Raw genomic sequence first — 15,921 nt, forward strand, 5'->3', positions numbered from 1 at the left:
TCAGTCTCCGCCACCCGGGCTACCCGCTAGTAATTAGGTTCTCGAAAAATTTCCTTAGCGTAGGGAATGTTTGTAACACGCATCCCGTTGAATCCGTATGTGAGCGAGGCTCTGGCGCCTCGCTCCTCACACGAGTAGTTCTCCGCAGGAGGATGACCAGACGAAGGGAGAAGCCCATGCGCTTCGAAATCATGCGACTCGACGATGTCGACGGCACACCCGTGGACAGCACTGTCGTGGACGCCGCCTCCGTCAACCGGATCGTTCAGCAGGCAGCCGCCATCGGGCAGCGCCTGTGGATCCGCCCGGCCGACACAACCGCCTCTTAACACCGACGACGGTCCGCTTCGCACTGCGAAGGGCGCACCGAAGGCGCCCCGTATACGAAACGCGTCGCGGACAGCAGACGCTTCACAGACTTCAGAGCCCCGCACGGCGAGGATGCCGTGCGGGGCTCTGCGCGTGCGCCCGGGAGCCGGGGAAGGCCGTCAGCCGCCCCGGATCACCTGGGTGACGCCGTTGATGATCTGCTGCACGGCGATGGCGGAGAGCATCATGCCCGCGAGCCGGGTCACCAGGACCACTCCCCCGTCCTTGATGACGCGGATGATCAGCAGCGAGTAGCGCATCACGACCCACAGGACGACATGGATGGCGAGGATCGCGGTCCACACGGAGACCTGGGTGGCGACCGAGTCGGCCCGCTGCACCGCGAGGATCACGGACACGATCGCGCCGGGCCCGGCGAGCAGCGGCATCCCCAGGGGCACGAGGGCGACGTTGACGTCCTTGGTCTGCTTCGGCTCGTCCGTCTTGCCGGTGAGCAGGTCGAGGGCGATCAGCAGGAGCAGCAATCCGCCCGCGATCATCAGCGCGGGCACGGAGACGTGCAGATAGTCCAGGATCTGGTGCCCGAGGAGCCCGAAGACGGTGATGACTCCGCCGGCGACACAGACCGCCTGGACGGCCATCCGCCGCTGCACACGGGCCGGGCGGCCGGCGGTGAGCGCCAGGAAGATCGGGGTGATCCCGGGGGGATCCATGATGACGAAGAGCGTGAGGAAGAGGGAGCCGAAGACGGCGACGTCGAACATGGTGAAGAAGAGCCTTGCGAAGTGATGGGAGCGGGTGGGCGGGTCTTCCGGCCATCGCCTCGGGAGCCGCTGGCGGATGACGGAGGCGGGGGACGGTGACGGGTGACGGGAGGGGCGTGGCAGGGGTCTTACGGCACCGGCCAGGTCCACACAGGCCTCACCACCGGCCAAGTCCGTACGTGCCTCACGTGCCGGTCCCGTGACACCGGCCCGTGGGCGATGGCGCGGTCCCGGTCACAGGCCCGTCCGGGCCGTCGCGGCGTGCGGCGTGCGGCGTCCGGCGTGCGGGGATTCAGGCTCCGCCCGCGCCCGGTACCGGGAACGCCCCGGTGGCGCGGCGGGTGATCTCCCCGTAGACCTCGGGGTCGGTCGTGAGGTCCCCGAGCGCACAGGTCTTGCGGCTGCCGTGGTAGTCGGACGAGCCCGTGGCCAGCAGCCCCAGTTCGGAAGCCAGACCGCGCAGCCGGGCCCGGGTGGCCGGTTCGTGGTCCATGTGGTCGACCTCGATGCCGTCGAGGCCGGCGGACGCCAGCTCCGCGATCGCCGACTCCGGCACCGTGCGGCCCCGCTTGGCGGCGGCCGGGTGGGCGAACACGGTGACGCCCCCGGCTCCCTTGACCAGGCGGATCGCCTCGAAGGGATCGGTCTCGTGCTTGGGGATGTAGGCGCGGCCCCCGTCGGCCAGCCACTGCTCGGTGAAGGCGTCGGAGACGCTGTCGACGACGCCCAGCTCGACCAGCGCGGAGGCGACGTGCGGACGGCCGACCGACCCGTCGCCCGCGATGCGCGCCACCTGTTCCCAGGTGATCGGCACCCCGAGGTCCCGGAGCCTGGCGACCATGCCCTGGGCCCGCGGCACCCGGTCGTCCCGCACCAGTTCGCGCTCGGCGAGCAGGGCGGGCTCCTCGGGGTCGAAGAGGTAGGCCAGCATGTGCATGCTGATGCCGTCGATCCGGCAGGAGAGTTCGGCGCCCGTGACGAGGGTGAGCCCCTCGGGCAGCGCGGCGATCGCCTCGGCGTACCCGCGCGTGCTGTCGTGGTCGGTCAGCGCGACGACGTCCAGACCGGCGGCGGCAGCGTTGCGCACCAGCTCGGCCGGGGTGTCCGTACCGTCGGAGGCGGTGGAGTGGGCGTGCAGATCGATGCGCACTACGCGGGCTCCAGACGGTGACGGGACGGGCGAGGACGCTCAAGGATAGCGGGAACCAGGCCACCGATGTCACACCCGCACCACGGGAGCGCCCCCTACACTCCTCGGCCTCGGATCACACCGCGCGCGCCGTCCGGCCTCAGATCCACGCCGCGCGTCGACGCCACCCCCGACTCACGCCGCGCACCGGCGCCCAGCCTCGGATCACACCAGGCGCCGCCGTCCGGCATCCCGTCGCACCACCCATCGACGCCCCGGCAACCGCCGCCTCGGCATCGGACACGCCCCACGTCAGCGTCCAGGCAACCCTCACCGCCGGCATCCGGGCGCGTCCACCCCGGCATCCAGCCGCACCCGCCCCAGCACCGCCCGGCCCTAAGGCTCCAGGATGCGCGGTGACAACGCACCGCACGGGAGCAGGTCGACCTCGGCACCCGCGTCGCGCAGGTCGGTCAGGACCAGTTCGTCGTACATCAGGAGTCCGGTCTGCTCCGGCCAGACGACGGCCCACAGCCACAGGCCCAGCGCCTCGCCCGCGAAGACGGCGCGGTCGTCCGGGGAGCCGGAGACATGCCAGAGCGGTGTGGGCCGGCCCGCCGCGAGGACCTTCGCCTGAGGCGGCTTCTCGACGCTCATGTACGGGCCGGGGTCGGGTCCGTCCATGCCCGCGTACCGCGCGCCGAGGCCGACACCCAGTTCCTCGGCGACCAGGATCAGCTCACCCATGCCGCCGAGCGGCCCGGGCCCCGAGCAGGCGATGGCGGTGGCCCTGCCCCCGCTGCGGTCGTCCCCCGCGAACGCCGCCCCGGTGAACAGCCAGCCGACCGGCAGCGGCCACGGCATCCACACCGGCACCCGGGCGCGGTGCACGACCACACCGAGGGCCTCGACGCTGGGCGGGATCACGGGCTGCAGCGGATGCACCGTGCCGTGCACATCGCACTGCCAGGAATCGGCAAAAAGGCCGGGAGCCCTGACCCGGCCACCACACTTCGGGCAACTGGGTTCGCCCCTCATAGGGCCCAACGGTCCTCCCCGTCGTTCGTCGCGTCAAGGACGATCACCCGTCCGGCGCGGGGCGGCCACGTCGAAAACTACGTGCATCTTGCATTTATTAGCTCACCTAACTTATTGTGTGTATAAGACAACGATCCAGTCGGCGCACAGTGAAGGAGCGGGCATGATCAACAGCACGGAAGGTCCCGCGGAGGGCGACACGTTCGACGCCGGCGCGGGCGGCATCCTGCGTCAGCCGAGGGCCGTCTGGGCGACCGCCGGGGCGTCCGTCGTCGCCTTCATGGGCATCGGACTCGTCGACCCGATCCTGCCGTCCATCGCCCGGGGCCTCGACGCCACGCCCGGCCAGGTGTCCCTGCTCTTCACCTCGTACTTCCTGATCACGGCCGTCGCGATGCTGCTGACCGGCTTCGTCTCCAGCCGGATCGGCGGCCGCAGGACCCTGCTGCTCGGTCTCGCCCTCGTCGTGGTCTTCGCCGGACTGGCCGGCACCTCGGGATCGGTCGGCGAACTCGTCGGCTTCCGGGCCGGCTGGGGACTCGGCAACGCGCTGTTCGTCTCCACCGCCCTCGCCGTGATCGTCGGCGCGGCGGCCGGCGGCAGCGCGGCGGCGATCCTGCTCTACGAGTCCGCGCTGGGCCTCGGCATGGCCTGCGGGCCGCTGCTGGGCGCCCTGCTCGGCAACGCCAGCTGGCGCTACCCCTTCTTCGGCACCGCGTTCCTGATGGCCATCGGCTTCCTGTGCATCACGGCGTTCCTGAAGGAGCAGCCGAAGCCCGCGCGCAAGACCTCGCTGCTCGACCCGCTGCGCGCCCTCGGCCACGGCGGCCTCGCCTCCGCCGCGGCCTCGGCGTTCTTCTACAACTACACGTTCTTCACCGTGCTGGCCTTCACTCCGTTCGTGCTGAACATGACGCCATACAAGTCCGGCGCGGTGTTCTTCTGCTGGGGCCTGCTGCTCGCCGTCTTCTCGGTGCTCGTGGCCCCGCGCATGCAGGCGCGGTTCGGCTCGCTGAAGGTACTCGGCGGCTCCCTGGTGCTGCTCGCCGCCGACGTCCTCGTCCTCGGGTACGGCGACCACACCACCGCCGTCGTCTGCACGGTCCTGTCGGGCGCCTTCATCGGCGTGAACAACACCGTCTACACGGAGCTGGCCCTCGGGGTCTCCGACGCACCGCGTCCCGTGGCGAGCGCCGGCTACAACTTCGTGCGCTGGTTCGCCGCCGCGGCGGCACCGTACTTCGCCCCGAAGATCGAGGAGTGGAGCAACATCCGCGTCCCGTTCGTGGTCGCCGCGGTCACCGCGCTGCTGGGCGCCGCGGTGGTCTGGGTACGGCGCGACGCGCTCACCGAGAAGGCCGAGCGGCTGGAGCCGGTCCACGCCACCGAGGACGGCGTCACCGTCTTCGCCAACTGAGCCTTCGAGAGCCCTGCCTGACGTCTCGTCGGACAGGGCTCCCGGAATCGGCCGGCCAGTCCGGTCGGCCCGGTCAGTCCAAGGGAACGGACCTGCGCAGCGGATCGCGCAGGTCCGTTCCGCCGTTCAGCCAGCGTTCCTGGAGTGCGCCGGCCCCGTGGACCCGTTTCCAGGCGGCCTCGTTGGGCGTCATGGGGAGCAGCGGCAGGAAACGTACGGGATCGGCGGGGGCGTCCAGTTCCAGGTCCTCCACCAGACCGCCGGACTCGGCGACCAGGACGGAGGTGAACGGCGCGCCCGGCCACAGCGGTTCACCCACGTCGAGCGAGGCGCCGGGCGCCACGACCAGCCCCTCGACCTGGGGGGAGGCGGCGAGCACGGCGAGCGGGCGGAGGACCTTGTCGGTGTCGGCCCCGGCCGGACGGACGGAGAGGACCAGTTCGACGCGCGGGCCCTTCACCGGATCGGCGAGCACGGCGGTGGGGTCGGCCATCGGCTGGACGGACATGCCGAGCGTGGCGTAGCGGACGATGTCGCCCTCGGTGAAGCGCAGCACCTCGATGCGGTCGGTGCCCAGGAAGGTGACCGCGGCCCGCGCGTCGGGTTCGCCCAGCGCGGAGCGCAAACGGGCCTCGACCAGTGGAAGAACATCAGCCATGAACCGAGCATAGGCGGCGTCAATTGCGCCATGGCGCACCGGACCCCGGTCAACATCGCGCAAAGCGGGGCCTTGACGTATCGGTGCGCTGATAGTCTTGGCCGCTGGTCGGAGCAGTGCATGACTGAGGGCCTCACGAGGCTCTCACGGCGCCTCGGGAGTTGCTCCCGTACTCCGACGCACTGAGACTGATCTGACTCCCCTTCGGAGGGAGACAGACTCCCCTTCGGGGGATGGATCGTCCCTCACGGGGGACCGACCGGAGGAGGTGGGGCTGCAATGGATCGAAGTCGATCGTGCAGTACCACCCGCTCTTCCGGTCGCTGAGTTCACAGCTGGTCCCGCCGGGCTTTCGGCCCTGTCGGCTGTCGCCTCCCGCAATCGTGTGCGCACGTGTCAGCGTTGCCCGGTGCACCACGGAAGAGCGCTTCGTTTCCGCCTGATCTGTCCGATCTGAACCCCTGATCTGTCTGATCTGAATCAGTAGCGAAGCTGCCACCGCGACGATGCGGTGCTCCCCGCTTTGTGGACGTGCCAAACATCCGCAGTCAGGACGTCCCCATTCCGGGTAGTTCCAATCGTCGTCGGCCGCCTCCGTTGCGAAAAGGAGCCTGCCATGTCGATGATCCGTGACCTGCGCGCCGCGGTCCGGCCCCGCCCCGCCACGCTGCGCAAGGACAGTGGCTCGTACGACACCACCCGTGACCCCGGCACCCCGTCGGCCGTGGTCGACTGCGCCGTCTACCGCGACGGTGCCCGTGTCGCGACCCGCGCGCCGCTCACGCCCCAGGAGGCCATGCGTCAGGTGCGGCGCGACGGCGGCTTCGTGTGGATCGGCCTGCACGAGCCCACCGAGGACGAATTCGCCGGTATCGCCCGGGAGTTCGGGCTGCACCCGCTGGCCGTGGAGGACGCCGTCCAGGCCCACCAGCGGCCCAAGCTGGAGCGCTACGACGACTCCCTGTTCACCGTCTTCAAGACCATCCACTACGTCGAGCACGACCGGCTGACGGCGACCAGCGAGATCGTCGAGACCGGCGAGGTCATGTGCTTCACCGGAGGGGACTTCTTCATCACCGTCCGGCACGGCGGCCAGGGGTCCCTGCGCGCGCTGAGGCACCGCCTCCAGGACGACCCCGAGCTGCTCTCCAAGGGGCCCTCGGCGGTCCTGCACGCGATCGCCGACCATGTCGTCGACGGCTACATCGCGGTCGTGGACGCCGTGCAGGACGACATCGACGAGGTCGAGACCGAGGTGTTCTCGCCGGGCCGCAAGGGCACCCCGCGCGGCACGGACGCCGGGCAGATCTACCAGCTCAAGCGCGAGGTGCTGGAGTTCAAGCGGGCGGTGTCGCCGCTGCTGCGCCCCATGCAGCTGCTGAGCGAGCGCCCGATGCGGCTCGTCGACCCCGACATCCAGAAGTACTTCCGCGACGTCGCCGACCACCTCGCACGCGTGCAGGAGCAGGTCCTCGGCTTCGACGAACTGCTCAACTCGATCCTCCAGGCGAACCTCGCGCAGGCCTCCGTGGCGCAGAACGAGGACATGCGCAAGATCACCTCCTGGGCCGCGATCGTCGCCGTACCGACGATGGTCTGCGGTGTGTACGGCATGAACTTCAAGTACATGCCGGAGCTGCGCTGGCACTACGGCTACCCCGTGATCATGGGCATCACGGTCGGGCTCTGCCTCGCGATCCACCGCATCCTGAAGCGCAACGGCTGGCTGTAGGACGGGCTGGATAGTCTGGGCCCCATGACGCAAGAGCTGCTCGACCAGGCCCTCGTCGAGGAGGCCACCAAGAAGTCCGGGCTGATCTGGGTACGCGGCATCAGTGTGCCGACACCCGCCCGCCCGGACGACGAGGTGCCCGCCCAGGCGCTGTGGCACGTGTGGCACGACGGCGCGGCCTGCCTGGTCGGCGACGGACCCGGCGAGCAGCCGCTGCCGGGGCTGGTCGACGGCGGCAGCGCGGTCGTCACCGTACGCAGCAAGGACAAGGGCGGACGGCTCGTCACCTGGTCCGCCACCGTCATGGAACTCGCCGAGAACACCCCGGAGTGGGAGGCGGCCGTCGGCGAGCTCAAGGGCAAGCGGCTGAACGCCCCGGACGGCGAGGCGATGCCGCAGCGCTGGGCGCGCGAATGCCGGGTGCTGCGCCTCGTGCCGACGGGCGCGACCGCCGAACTGCCCGAGGGCTCACTCGCCGAACGCCCGCTGCCGACCCCGGCGACGACCCGCCGGCCGGTACCGGCGGCGCTGCCCCGCCTCCTGCTGAAGCGGCGCGGACGGCGGGGCTAGAACCCCGGCGGGCGGACCTCCGGGGACCGCGAACGCCGCGCCGGCCCTCGCGCGGGGCTACGACGAGGGCAACTGCCGCCCGTAGTCGACCGTGTCCTTCTTGGACGGTTCGGCGAGCGGGAAGTCCTTGCCCCAGTCGGTCAGGCTCAGGGTGCCGGCGTTGCCCGCCCGCCCCAGCTGGAGCGGGTACGGGGTGCCCTCCAGGGAGACGTCCAGCGTGCCGCCCGAGCCCTTGTCGCCGGTGATGCGGATGGTGCGGACGCCGGACTGCTCGTGGTGGCCGTCCTTGGCGAGGGCACCGTGCAGCCCGAGCAGCCCCGCCAGCAGGACGTCCTTGTCGGTGAAGCCGCTGAAGCGCTTGTACGCGGGGTCGCCGGCCGGCACCTTCACGTACATGCCCTCCAGCTTGCCCGCCGCCGCGGTGCCCGACTGCTTGCCGCCGCCCTTGCCGTCCTCGTGGGCCCAGAACTCGGCGTCGGCCTTCAGGAAGAGGTGTTCGCCGACCCTCAGCAGATGGAAACCGGCCCCCTTCGAGGTGACCGAGCCGGTGCCGCCGTCGGCCTTGAGGCGCATGTCGAGGGTGTAAGTGGTGCCGCCCGAGACGACGGTCCCGGAGAGCCGCACGGTCGACGCGCCCTCGGCCGCCTTCTTCGCCTTCGCCTGGATGGTGGCGGCGGACAGCTTCCCGACCCCGTTCGTGCCCGCGTCCGGGTCCCCGCTGCCGCATCCCGTCAGTACCGTCCCCGTCACCGCCAGCGCGCACATCGCGGCCACCGTCACGGCTCTGCGGGTACGGCCCTGGGGAGTTGCGGTCACAGGTGGGGCTGCCTCTCGTGCGCGGTCCTCGAACGGCCTACGGCAGCGTACCGGTGCGGCACCCGCCCGGCGGAGGCAGTCCGTCCGGACCGCCCACCAGGGCGTACCCGACCGGGACGGGCTAGCCTGAAGCCCACCCGAGCGGACAGACCGGCACAGAACGCATCGAAGCGAAGGAGGCGCGGGCATGGCCGCAGCCGCCCCCCGGATCTTCGTCTCGCACCTGTCCGGCGTCGCCGTCTTCGACCCGAACGGCGACCAGGTGGGCCGTGTGCGTGACCTCGTCGCCATGCTGCGCGTCGGACGGCGGCCGCCCCGCATGCTCGGCCTCGTCGTCGAACTGTCCACCCGCCGCCGGATCTTCCTGCCGATGACCCGGGTGACCGGCATCGAGTCCGGCCAGGTCATCACCACCGGTGTCCTGAACGTGCGCCGCTTCGAGCAGCGGCCCACCGAACGGCTCGTCTTCGGCGAACTCCTCGACCGGCTGGTGACCCTCGTCGAGACGGGCGAGGAGGTGACGGTCCTGGACGTGTCGATCCAGCAGCTGCCGGCCCGCCGGGAATGGGAGATCGGCCGGGTCTTCGTGCGCAAGGGTCGCGCCGGCGCCTTCCGGCGGGCCAAGGGCGAGACGATGACGGTCGACTGGTCCTCCGTCACCGGGTTCTCGCTGGAGGAGCACGGACAGGGCGCGGAGAGCCTGCTCGCCACGTTCGAGCAGCTGCGGCCCGCCGACCTCGCGAACGTGCTGCACCACCTGTCGCCGAAGCGGCGCGGCGAGGTGGCCGCCGCCCTGGACGACGACCGCCTCGCCGACGTGCTGGAGGAGCTGCCCGAGGACGACCAGATCGAGATCCTCGGCAAGCTCAAGGAGGAGCGCGCGGCCGACGTCCTGGAGGCGATGGACCCCGACGACGCGGCGGACCTGCTGGCCGAGCTGCCCACCGAGGACGTGGAGCGGCTGCTGGCGCTGATGCGGCCCGGCGAGGCGGCGGACGTGCGGCGGCTGATGGCGTACGCGGAACGGACGGCGGGCGGGCTCATGACCACCGAGCCGATCGTGCTGCGGCCCGACGCGACCGTCGCCGACGCGCTGGCCCGGGTCCGCAACCCCGACCTCTCGCCGGCGCTCGCCGCCCAGGTGTACGTGTGCCGCCCGCCGGACGAGACCCCGACGGGCAAGTACCTGGGTGCGGTGCACTTCCAGCGGCTGCTGCGCGATCCGCCGCCCACCCTGGTCGGCTCGCTCGTCGACGACGACCTCCATCCGCTGGCCCCGGAGGACGAGCTGCCGGTGGTCGCCGGGTTCTTCGCGACGTACGACATGGTCGCGGCCCCCGTCGTCGACGAGAGCGGCTCGCTGCTCGGCGCGGTGACCGTGGACGACGTACTGGACCACATGCTGCCCGAGGACTGGCGGGAGACGGAGTTCCACCTCGACGAGGGCGTGCACGAGAGCATCCACGAGGAACGCGATGGCGCCTGACCGTGAGGCCCGTGAGCGGGCCGCCACGGGGGCGACGGCGGCCCCCCGACCGCGCACCCGGCTCGACCAGCCGAAGCCGCCGCGGCACAGACTGCTGCCCGAATGGGACCCGGAGGCCTTCGGACGGTTCTCGGAGCGCATCGCCCGATTCCTCGGCACCGGACGGTTCCTCGTCTGGATGACGGTCGTCATCATCCTGTGGGTGGTCTGGAACATCTTCGCGCCGCCCGGCCTGCGTTTCGACAACTACCCGTTCATCTTCCTGACCCTGATGCTCTCCCTCCAGGCGTCCTACGCCGCCCCGCTGATCCTGCTCGCGCAGAACCGGCAGGACGACCGCGACCGGGTCAACCTCGAACAGGACCGCAAGCAGAACGAGCGCTCCATCGCCGACACCGAGTACCTCACCCGCGAGATCGCCGCGCTGCGGATGGGCCTCGGCGAGGTCGCCACCCGCGACTGGATCCGCTCCGAGCTGGAGGACCTGGTCAAGGAGCTGGCGGACCGGCATCCCGACGGCCACGGGGACGGCCGGGTCGTATTCCCGGCGGAACGGTCGCACGGACGTGACGTAGACGACCGGTGACGGGGCTTTCCGGGGCCCATGGGGAGCGCCGTACCATCGTCCCTATGGCTACGGAAGACGCGGTGCGTGAAGCACTGGCGACGGTGAACGACCCCGAGATCAACCGACCCATCACCGAACTGGGGATGGTCAAATCGGTCACGATCGGTGCGGATGGCGTGGTCGCGGTTGCCGTGTACCTGACGGTCTCCGGCTGCCCGATGCGCGACACGATCACCCAGCGGGTTACGGAGGCGGTCTCCCGGGTCGAGGGCGTCACCGGTGTCGACGTCGAACTCGACGTGATGAGCGACGAGCAGCGCCGTGAGCTGGCGACCGCTCTGAAGGGCGGCACCGCCGAGCGCGAGGTGCCCTTCGCCAAGCCCGGCTCGCTCACCCGTGTGTACGCGGTCGCCTCGGGCAAGGGCGGTGTCGGCAAGTCCTCGGTCACCGTGAACCTGGCTGCCGCGATGGCCGCCGACGGGCTCAAGGTCGGTGTCGTGGACGCCGACATCTACGGCCACTCGGTGCCGCGCATGCTCGGTGCGGACGGCAAGCCGACCCAGGTCGAGAACATGATCATGCCGCCGTCCGCGCACGGTGTGAAGGTCATCTCCATCGGCATGTTCACCCCGGGCAACGCGCCGGTGGTCTGGCGCGGCCCGATGCTCCACCGCGCCCTCCAGCAGTTCCTGGCGGACGTGTACTGGGGTGACCTGGACGTCCTGCTCCTGGACCTCCCGCCGGGCACCGGCGACATCGCGATCTCCGTCGCCCAGCTCGTCCCGAACGCCGAGATCCTGGTCGTCACGACCCCGCAGCAGGCGGCGGCCGAGGTGGCCGAGCGCGCCGGCTCCATCGCCGTGCAGACCCACCAGAAGATCGTGGGCGTCGTCGAGAACATGTCGGGGCTGCCCTGCCCGCACTGCGACGAGATGGTCGACGTCTTCGGCACCGGTGGCGGCCAGTCGGTCGCCGACGGCCTGACCCGCACAACCGGCGCGACCGTCCCGGTCCTCGGCTCCATCCCGATCGACGTCCGCCTGCGCGAGGGCGGCGACGAGGGCAAGCCGGTCGTCCTGACCGACCCCGACTCCCCCGCCGGCTCGGCCCTGCGGGCCATCGCGGGCAAGCTGGGCGGCCGTCAGCGCGGCCTGTCGGGCATGTCGCTGGGCATCACCCCGCGCAACAAGTTCTAGGACCTCCCCGAGAGGTCCCGGCTCTTCCCGTACGAAAAGGATGGGGGCGCCGTCCATCACGGACGGCGCCCCCTCCTTCGTAACGACCGCCGGGCCGCCGGAGCTGCCCGGGCCCCACTCAGTGGCCTTCAGGCCCCCGTAGGTGCCACCAGGGCCTTCCTAGGCGTATGCCGCGATGTCCTTGATCACCGCGAAACCGAGCCCGTACGCGCTCATTCCCCGCCCGTACGCGCCCACGTGGACGCCTTCCTGCGTGGAACCCGCGAGGACCCAGCCGAACTCGGACTCGCGGTAGTGGAAGGCCGTGGGGACGCCGTCCACGGGAAGGGACAGGGTGGACCAGTCCGCGCCGTCCAGATCGTCGGCCAGCACCCACGCGGTCTCGGTCTGCTGGTCGAGCCAGTCGTCGCGCAGGGTGTGGTCCATCTGGCCGGGCCAGGTGAAGGACAACAGCCCCACACCGGCGAGCCACGCCGCCGAGGACACCGAGGTGGCCTCCAGCAGTCCCGTGCCGTCCGCGCTGCGCCGTACGGGGCTGGCGGCCACGGTGACCACCACCGCGAACCGCTCCTTGTCCTCGCCCGGCTCGGGGCGCACCGAGGGCTCGTCCCCGTGCCCGACCGAACCGTGCTCGACCACGCCCTCCGCGGAGGTGCCCACCTGCATCAGCCAGCGCGGCCCCGTGAAAGCCTCGTCGAGGCCGTACCAGGGAAAGGGCGCCAGCAGGTAGCCGTCGACCGTACGCCGGGCGGAGGGGACCTGTTGTCCGCCCTCCGCGGCCGGCGCCTGCGCGCCTACCCGACTTGTCGTCTCCATCTGCCGGACGCCTCCTCGATCTCGTCGGACCGGGCGGCCCACCCCCCTCGGGCGACCTTGTCGGTCCGCACAACAACTGGGCAGCATAGCCACCCCGCTCCGGGCATCGTCGAAAGCGCCCGGCGCGTAAGGCGCACGAACGGCGTATTCGGACCGCGGGGGGCCTGTTACCGGCTCGCGGACGGAGACGTTCCGGAGCCGGATCCGCCCGGCCGGGGAGCGGGCTCGCCCGCCCGTGGGGGTCATGGACGCCGGGCGGCGGGTGCTCCCGTGCGACGGGCCGCGACGCGGTACTCCGTAAGGATCAGGTCGCGCCGTACTGATCGGACGGCGCCGGGCTGATCAGGTGCCCCCGTACGGACCGGACGGCACCGGGGGGATCAGGTGGTCCAGTACGGACCGGACGGCGCCGTACGGATCAGGTCGCGTCGGCGTCGTAGGGCGGGTGCTCGTCGGCGTCGAGCTTCTCGCGCTTCTTCGTCATGTCGACGGAGCCGCCGGGGCTGCCGTTGGAGGACCCGCCGGCGGTGGAGGACTCGGACTCGCGGCCGTGCACCGCGTCCGTGACCTCGACCATCTCCCGCTTCAGGTCGAAGCCGTTACGGATCTCCTTGAGCCCCAGCTCGTCATTGTCCATCTGCTTGCGTATGAACGTCTTGGGGTTGAGATCCTCGAACTCGAAGTCCTTGAACTCCGGACCGAGTTCGTCGCGGATGTCCGCCTTGGCGCTGTCCGAGAACTCACGGATCTTGCGGATCGTGCGCGTCACGTCCTGGATCAGCTTCGGGAGCTTGTCGGGACCGAAAACGAGCACGGCAAGGACGACCAGCGTCACCAGCTCGAGCGGTCCTACGTCATTGAACACCTGGTAGCTCCTCGCGATGCCCTCGGTCCTCGGCCCTCGGGAAGTCCTCCGTGGTCCGGGCCGAGTCCAACGGTACCCGGCGGACCTGTCCGTCCGGAACTGTCCCGGGGCTTCCGGCTTCGTGCGCACCGACGGTTTTCCATGATGTTTGCCGTCCGGAGCTGCGGTGTCGTGCCCGACTGTGAGGTTCGTGTCATTCGCGGGCCCCGGTGCCCGCGACCCTCAGTCGCCGTCCGCCGACCCGAGGACCAGGGTGACCTTCCGGTCCGCGCCGCCCCGCCTGACGGTCAGCCGGAGGTGGTCGCCGGGCCGGTGGGCGCGGGTCTTCACGATGAGTTCCTCGCCGGAGTGGACCCGTGTGCCGTCGACCTCGGTGATGACGTCCCCGGCCCGGATGCCCGCCCTCGCACCGGGACCGCCGGCCGTGACGGGCGCCCCGCCCCCGGCCGCCTTGGTGCCGACCCGTGCTCCGTCACCCGAGTAGTTCATGTCGAGCGTGACCCCTATCACGGGGTGGGTGGCCCGGCCTGTGTTGATCAGCTCCTCGGCGACGCGCTTGGCCTGGTTGACGGGGATGGCGAAGCCGAGCCCGATGGAACCGGCCTGACCGGTCTCCAGGTCGGAGCCGCTGTCGGCGGAGCGGATGGCGCTGTTGATGCCGATGACACGGGCCCGGGAGTCGAGCAGCGGCCCGCCCGAGTTGCCGGGGTTGATCGGCGCGTCGGTCTGGAGGGCGTCCACGTACGAGACGTCGGTGCCGTCTCCCTTGTCGCCGCCCGCCGTTATGGGCCTCTCCTTGGCGCTGATGATCCCGGAGGTGACCGTGTTGGCGAGGTCGAAGGGCGCGCCGATGGCGACGACGGGGTCGCCCACCTGGACACTGTCCGAGTTGCCCAGCGGCATCGGGGCGAGGCCGTGGACTCCCGAGACCTTGACGACGGCGAGGTCGTAGCCGCTGTCGTGCCCGACGACCCTGGCCCGCGCGCTCTCACCGCCGCTGAACGTCACGGTGATCGTGCCGGTGCCGCCGGCGGGTTCGATCACATGGTTGTTGGTGAGGATGTGTCCCTCGGCGTCGAGCACGAATCCGGTGCCGGTGCCGTCCTCCTCGCTGCCGTGCACATGCAGGGTGACGACGCTGGGCAGCGCGTGCGCCGCGATCCCGGCGACGCTGTCCGGGGCACGCCCAGGGGCCTCCTTGGCGGCCTGCGGGAGCTCGATGTCCCTCAGCCCCCCGTTCCGCTCCAGATACGCCCCCACGGCGCCGCCCACGCCCCCGGACACCAGCGCGAGCGCGACGGCGCCGAGCACCAGGGCCTTCCTCGCCCTTCCGCGCCTCTGCGCCACGGTGGGCACGGCGACGCCGTTCTGCTGGAAGGCTCCGCTCCGATCGAGGCGGCCGTTGTTCCGCGCGGATCCGGGCGCGGCCCAGGGGTCGTAGTTCCGCCAGGGATCGGGGGTCACATCCTCGACGGGCTCGGCGGACCCGCCCGGGGCGGTGGAGGCGGCGCCGTCCAAGAGCTCGGACATGGGGGACATCGGGTCCGGGGACCCCGAGGATTCAGGTTCCGGTTCCGGTACGAGGGGCGGGGGCACGGCGTCGAAGGGCGTGCCGCCCTGGGCCGGGATGCCGCCCACGGGGGCCTTGGGGGCCGTTCCGTGGACGGAGGCTCCCTCCGCGAGGGTGGTCGCGCCGGCCGGGAATCCCCCTGTCCCGTCCGCCTCTCGGGCCGGGGCGGCCGGGTGCGGGGAATGCGGATCCGAGGAGGCGGCCGGGTGCGGGGAATCCGGTTCCGTGCGGTGAGCCGGTGCCGTGTCCGCGAGGTCCGGGGAATCCGGCTCTGCTGGGTGAGCAGGTGTGGTGTCCGCGGGGTGCCGGGAATCCGGTTCCGTGCCGTGAGCCGGTGCGGTGTCCGCGGCCTCGGGCCGGGATCTCCACCACTTCGCCTTCGTGGGCCTGCCCTCGTTCATGCTCTCCCCACACCTGGCCCGCGGCACAGCTCGCCGACGGCCACCACAGACTTGTCGACTCCGCGTCCGTGATCCCTCCCGCGGACGCGGCCCACCCCGGATTCAACCAGGTTCGCGGGCCGCCGCGCAGAGGGTGGTGTCAGTGAACGTCACGAGGGGTGGGGGACGAGGACGAAGTGGGGGACGGAGTGACGGCGGGGGCGGCGAGCAGCCCCGGATGCGGGGTCAGGTCTAGCGGCTCGGTGTCGGTGAGCGGACGTATGAGCGGGGACGTGGCGGCGGCACCGGCGACCACCGGTGTCGTCAGCGCGTGCACGGCGTCCTGGCCGCGGCCCGCCGGAGGGGGCACCCCCGGCAGCAGCGGGGCGGACACCCCGGTCGACGCCACCGGACCGTTGCCGAGCGACCGCTCGCCCTGGGCGAGCATCGGTCCGGCGGACCGGCGGCGCTGCGACTCGGGGGCCGAGGCCGCGCCGGAGCCCTGGGTCCTGGACGGCGTCACATTGCTGCCGGCTCCGGCCCCGCGGGCGTCCGTGTCCCCGGGCACACCGGTGGTCACTCCGCC

15 protein-coding genes and 1 pseudogene are annotated in these 15,921 nt (G+C 71.3%); 7 read left to right on the forward strand and 9 right to left on the reverse strand.

Annotation, left to right across the window (positions count from 1 at the left end):
* Nucleotides 1–176: 176 nt before the first annotated feature.
* On the forward strand, nucleotides 177–329 hold the full coding sequence (locus ABZV42_RS19260) for a hypothetical protein (RefSeq protein WP_020136747.1): 153 nt from the start codon (nucleotides 177–179) through the stop codon (nucleotides 327–329).
* 159 nt (nucleotides 330–488) lie between these two features.
* Here the strand turns inward: ABZV42_RS19260 and ABZV42_RS19265 are convergent, their stop codons facing one another.
* From ABZV42_RS19265 to ABZV42_RS19275, 3 genes are all read right to left on the reverse strand, one after another.
* Nucleotides 489–1,094, reverse strand: a complete 606-nt coding sequence (locus ABZV42_RS19265) for a MarC family protein (protein WP_355985891.1) — start codon at nucleotides 1,092–1,094, stop codon at nucleotides 489–491.
* Between the two features lie 292 nt (nucleotides 1,095–1,386).
* On the reverse strand, nucleotides 1,387–2,244 hold the full coding sequence (locus ABZV42_RS19270; protein WP_355985889.1) for a PHP domain-containing protein: 858 nt from the start codon (nucleotides 2,242–2,244) through the stop codon (nucleotides 1,387–1,389).
* A 375-nt stretch (nucleotides 2,245–2,619) separates the two neighbouring features.
* Nucleotides 2,620–3,261, reverse strand: a complete 642-nt coding sequence (locus tag ABZV42_RS19275; protein ID WP_355985887.1) for a DUF6758 family protein — start codon at nucleotides 3,259–3,261, stop codon at nucleotides 2,620–2,622.
* Between the two features lie 163 nt (nucleotides 3,262–3,424).
* Here ABZV42_RS19275 and ABZV42_RS19280 point away from each other — a divergent pair, with 163 nt between their 5' ends.
* Entirely contained in the window at nucleotides 3,425–4,678 is a 1,254-nt protein-coding gene (locus tag ABZV42_RS19280; protein ID WP_356052827.1) for an MFS transporter, read from the forward strand.
* Between the two features lie 73 nt (nucleotides 4,679–4,751).
* Here ABZV42_RS19280 and ABZV42_RS19285 read toward each other — a convergent pair whose 3' ends face one another.
* Nucleotides 4,752–5,336, reverse strand: coding sequence for a suppressor of fused domain protein (locus ABZV42_RS19285; protein ID WP_355985883.1), 585 nt, complete (start codon nucleotides 5,334–5,336; stop codon nucleotides 4,752–4,754).
* A 616-nt stretch (nucleotides 5,337–5,952) separates the two neighbouring features.
* Here ABZV42_RS19285 and ABZV42_RS19290 point away from each other — a divergent pair.
* Nucleotides 5,953–7,068: a magnesium and cobalt transport protein CorA gene (locus ABZV42_RS19290; protein ID WP_355985881.1), complete on the forward strand. Its 1,116-nt coding sequence runs from the start codon at nucleotides 5,953–5,955 to the stop codon at nucleotides 7,066–7,068.
* Between the two features lie 24 nt (nucleotides 7,069–7,092).
* Nucleotides 7,093–7,638: a hypothetical protein gene (locus ABZV42_RS19295; RefSeq protein WP_355985879.1), complete on the forward strand. Its 546-nt coding sequence runs from the start codon at nucleotides 7,093–7,095 to the stop codon at nucleotides 7,636–7,638.
* A 57-nt stretch (nucleotides 7,639–7,695) separates the two neighbouring features.
* Here ABZV42_RS19295 and ABZV42_RS19300 read toward each other — a convergent pair whose 3' ends face one another.
* Nucleotides 7,696–8,403: a hypothetical protein gene (locus tag ABZV42_RS19300; RefSeq protein WP_356052842.1), complete on the reverse strand. Its 708-nt coding sequence runs from the start codon at nucleotides 8,401–8,403 to the stop codon at nucleotides 7,696–7,698.
* A 238-nt stretch (nucleotides 8,404–8,641) separates the two neighbouring features.
* Here ABZV42_RS19300 and ABZV42_RS19305 point away from each other — a divergent pair, with 238 nt between their 5' ends.
* Genes ABZV42_RS19305 through ABZV42_RS19315 form a run of 3 tightly spaced genes read left to right on the forward strand, consistent with a single transcriptional unit; the run spans nucleotide 8,642 to nucleotide 11,704 of the window.
* Nucleotides 8,642–9,940, forward strand: a complete 1,299-nt coding sequence (locus ABZV42_RS19305) for a CBS domain-containing protein (protein ID WP_355985876.1) — start codon at nucleotides 8,642–8,644, stop codon at nucleotides 9,938–9,940.
* Nucleotides 9,930–10,526 (forward strand): DUF1003 domain-containing protein, encoded by a 597-nt coding sequence (locus ABZV42_RS19310; protein ID WP_355985874.1) that lies wholly within the window; start codon nucleotides 9,930–9,932, stop codon nucleotides 10,524–10,526. Before ABZV42_RS19305 ends, ABZV42_RS19310 begins: the two co-directional genes overlap by 11 nt.
* A 44-nt stretch (nucleotides 10,527–10,570) precedes the next feature.
* Nucleotides 10,571–11,704: an Mrp/NBP35 family ATP-binding protein gene (locus ABZV42_RS19315; protein ID WP_355985872.1), complete on the forward strand. Its 1,134-nt coding sequence runs from the start codon at nucleotides 10,571–10,573 to the stop codon at nucleotides 11,702–11,704.
* A gap of 159 nt (nucleotides 11,705–11,863) precedes the next feature.
* Here ABZV42_RS19315 and ABZV42_RS19320 read toward each other — a convergent pair whose 3' ends face one another.
* The 4 genes and pseudogenes from ABZV42_RS19320 to ABZV42_RS19335 form a co-directional block, all read right to left on the reverse strand.
* Nucleotides 11,864–12,520 carry a hypothetical protein gene (locus ABZV42_RS19320; protein WP_355985870.1) on the reverse strand — a complete coding sequence of 219 codons (657 nt, stop codon included), beginning with the start codon at nucleotides 12,518–12,520 and terminating at the stop codon, nucleotides 11,864–11,866.
* A 418-nt stretch (nucleotides 12,521–12,938) separates the two neighbouring features.
* The gene (locus ABZV42_RS19325; protein WP_356052830.1) at nucleotides 12,939–13,385 is read right to left on the reverse strand and encodes a sec-independent translocase; all 447 of its coding nucleotides are present in this window, start codon (nucleotides 13,383–13,385) and stop codon (nucleotides 12,939–12,941) included.
* A gap of 222 nt (nucleotides 13,386–13,607) precedes the next feature.
* Nucleotides 13,608–15,356 carry a trypsin-like peptidase domain-containing protein gene (locus tag ABZV42_RS19330; RefSeq protein ID WP_356052832.1) on the reverse strand — a complete coding sequence of 583 codons (1,749 nt, stop codon included), beginning with the start codon at nucleotides 15,354–15,356 and terminating at the stop codon, nucleotides 13,608–13,610.
* 139 nt (nucleotides 15,357–15,495) lie between these two features.
* A pseudogene (locus ABZV42_RS19335) lies at nucleotides 15,496–15,921 on the reverse strand (zf-HC2 domain-containing protein); the annotation flags it as partial.

This window comes from Streptomyces sp. NPDC005281, from assembly GCF_040607495.1.
Taxonomy (GTDB): Bacteria; Actinomycetota; Actinomycetes; order Streptomycetales; family Streptomycetaceae; genus Streptomyces.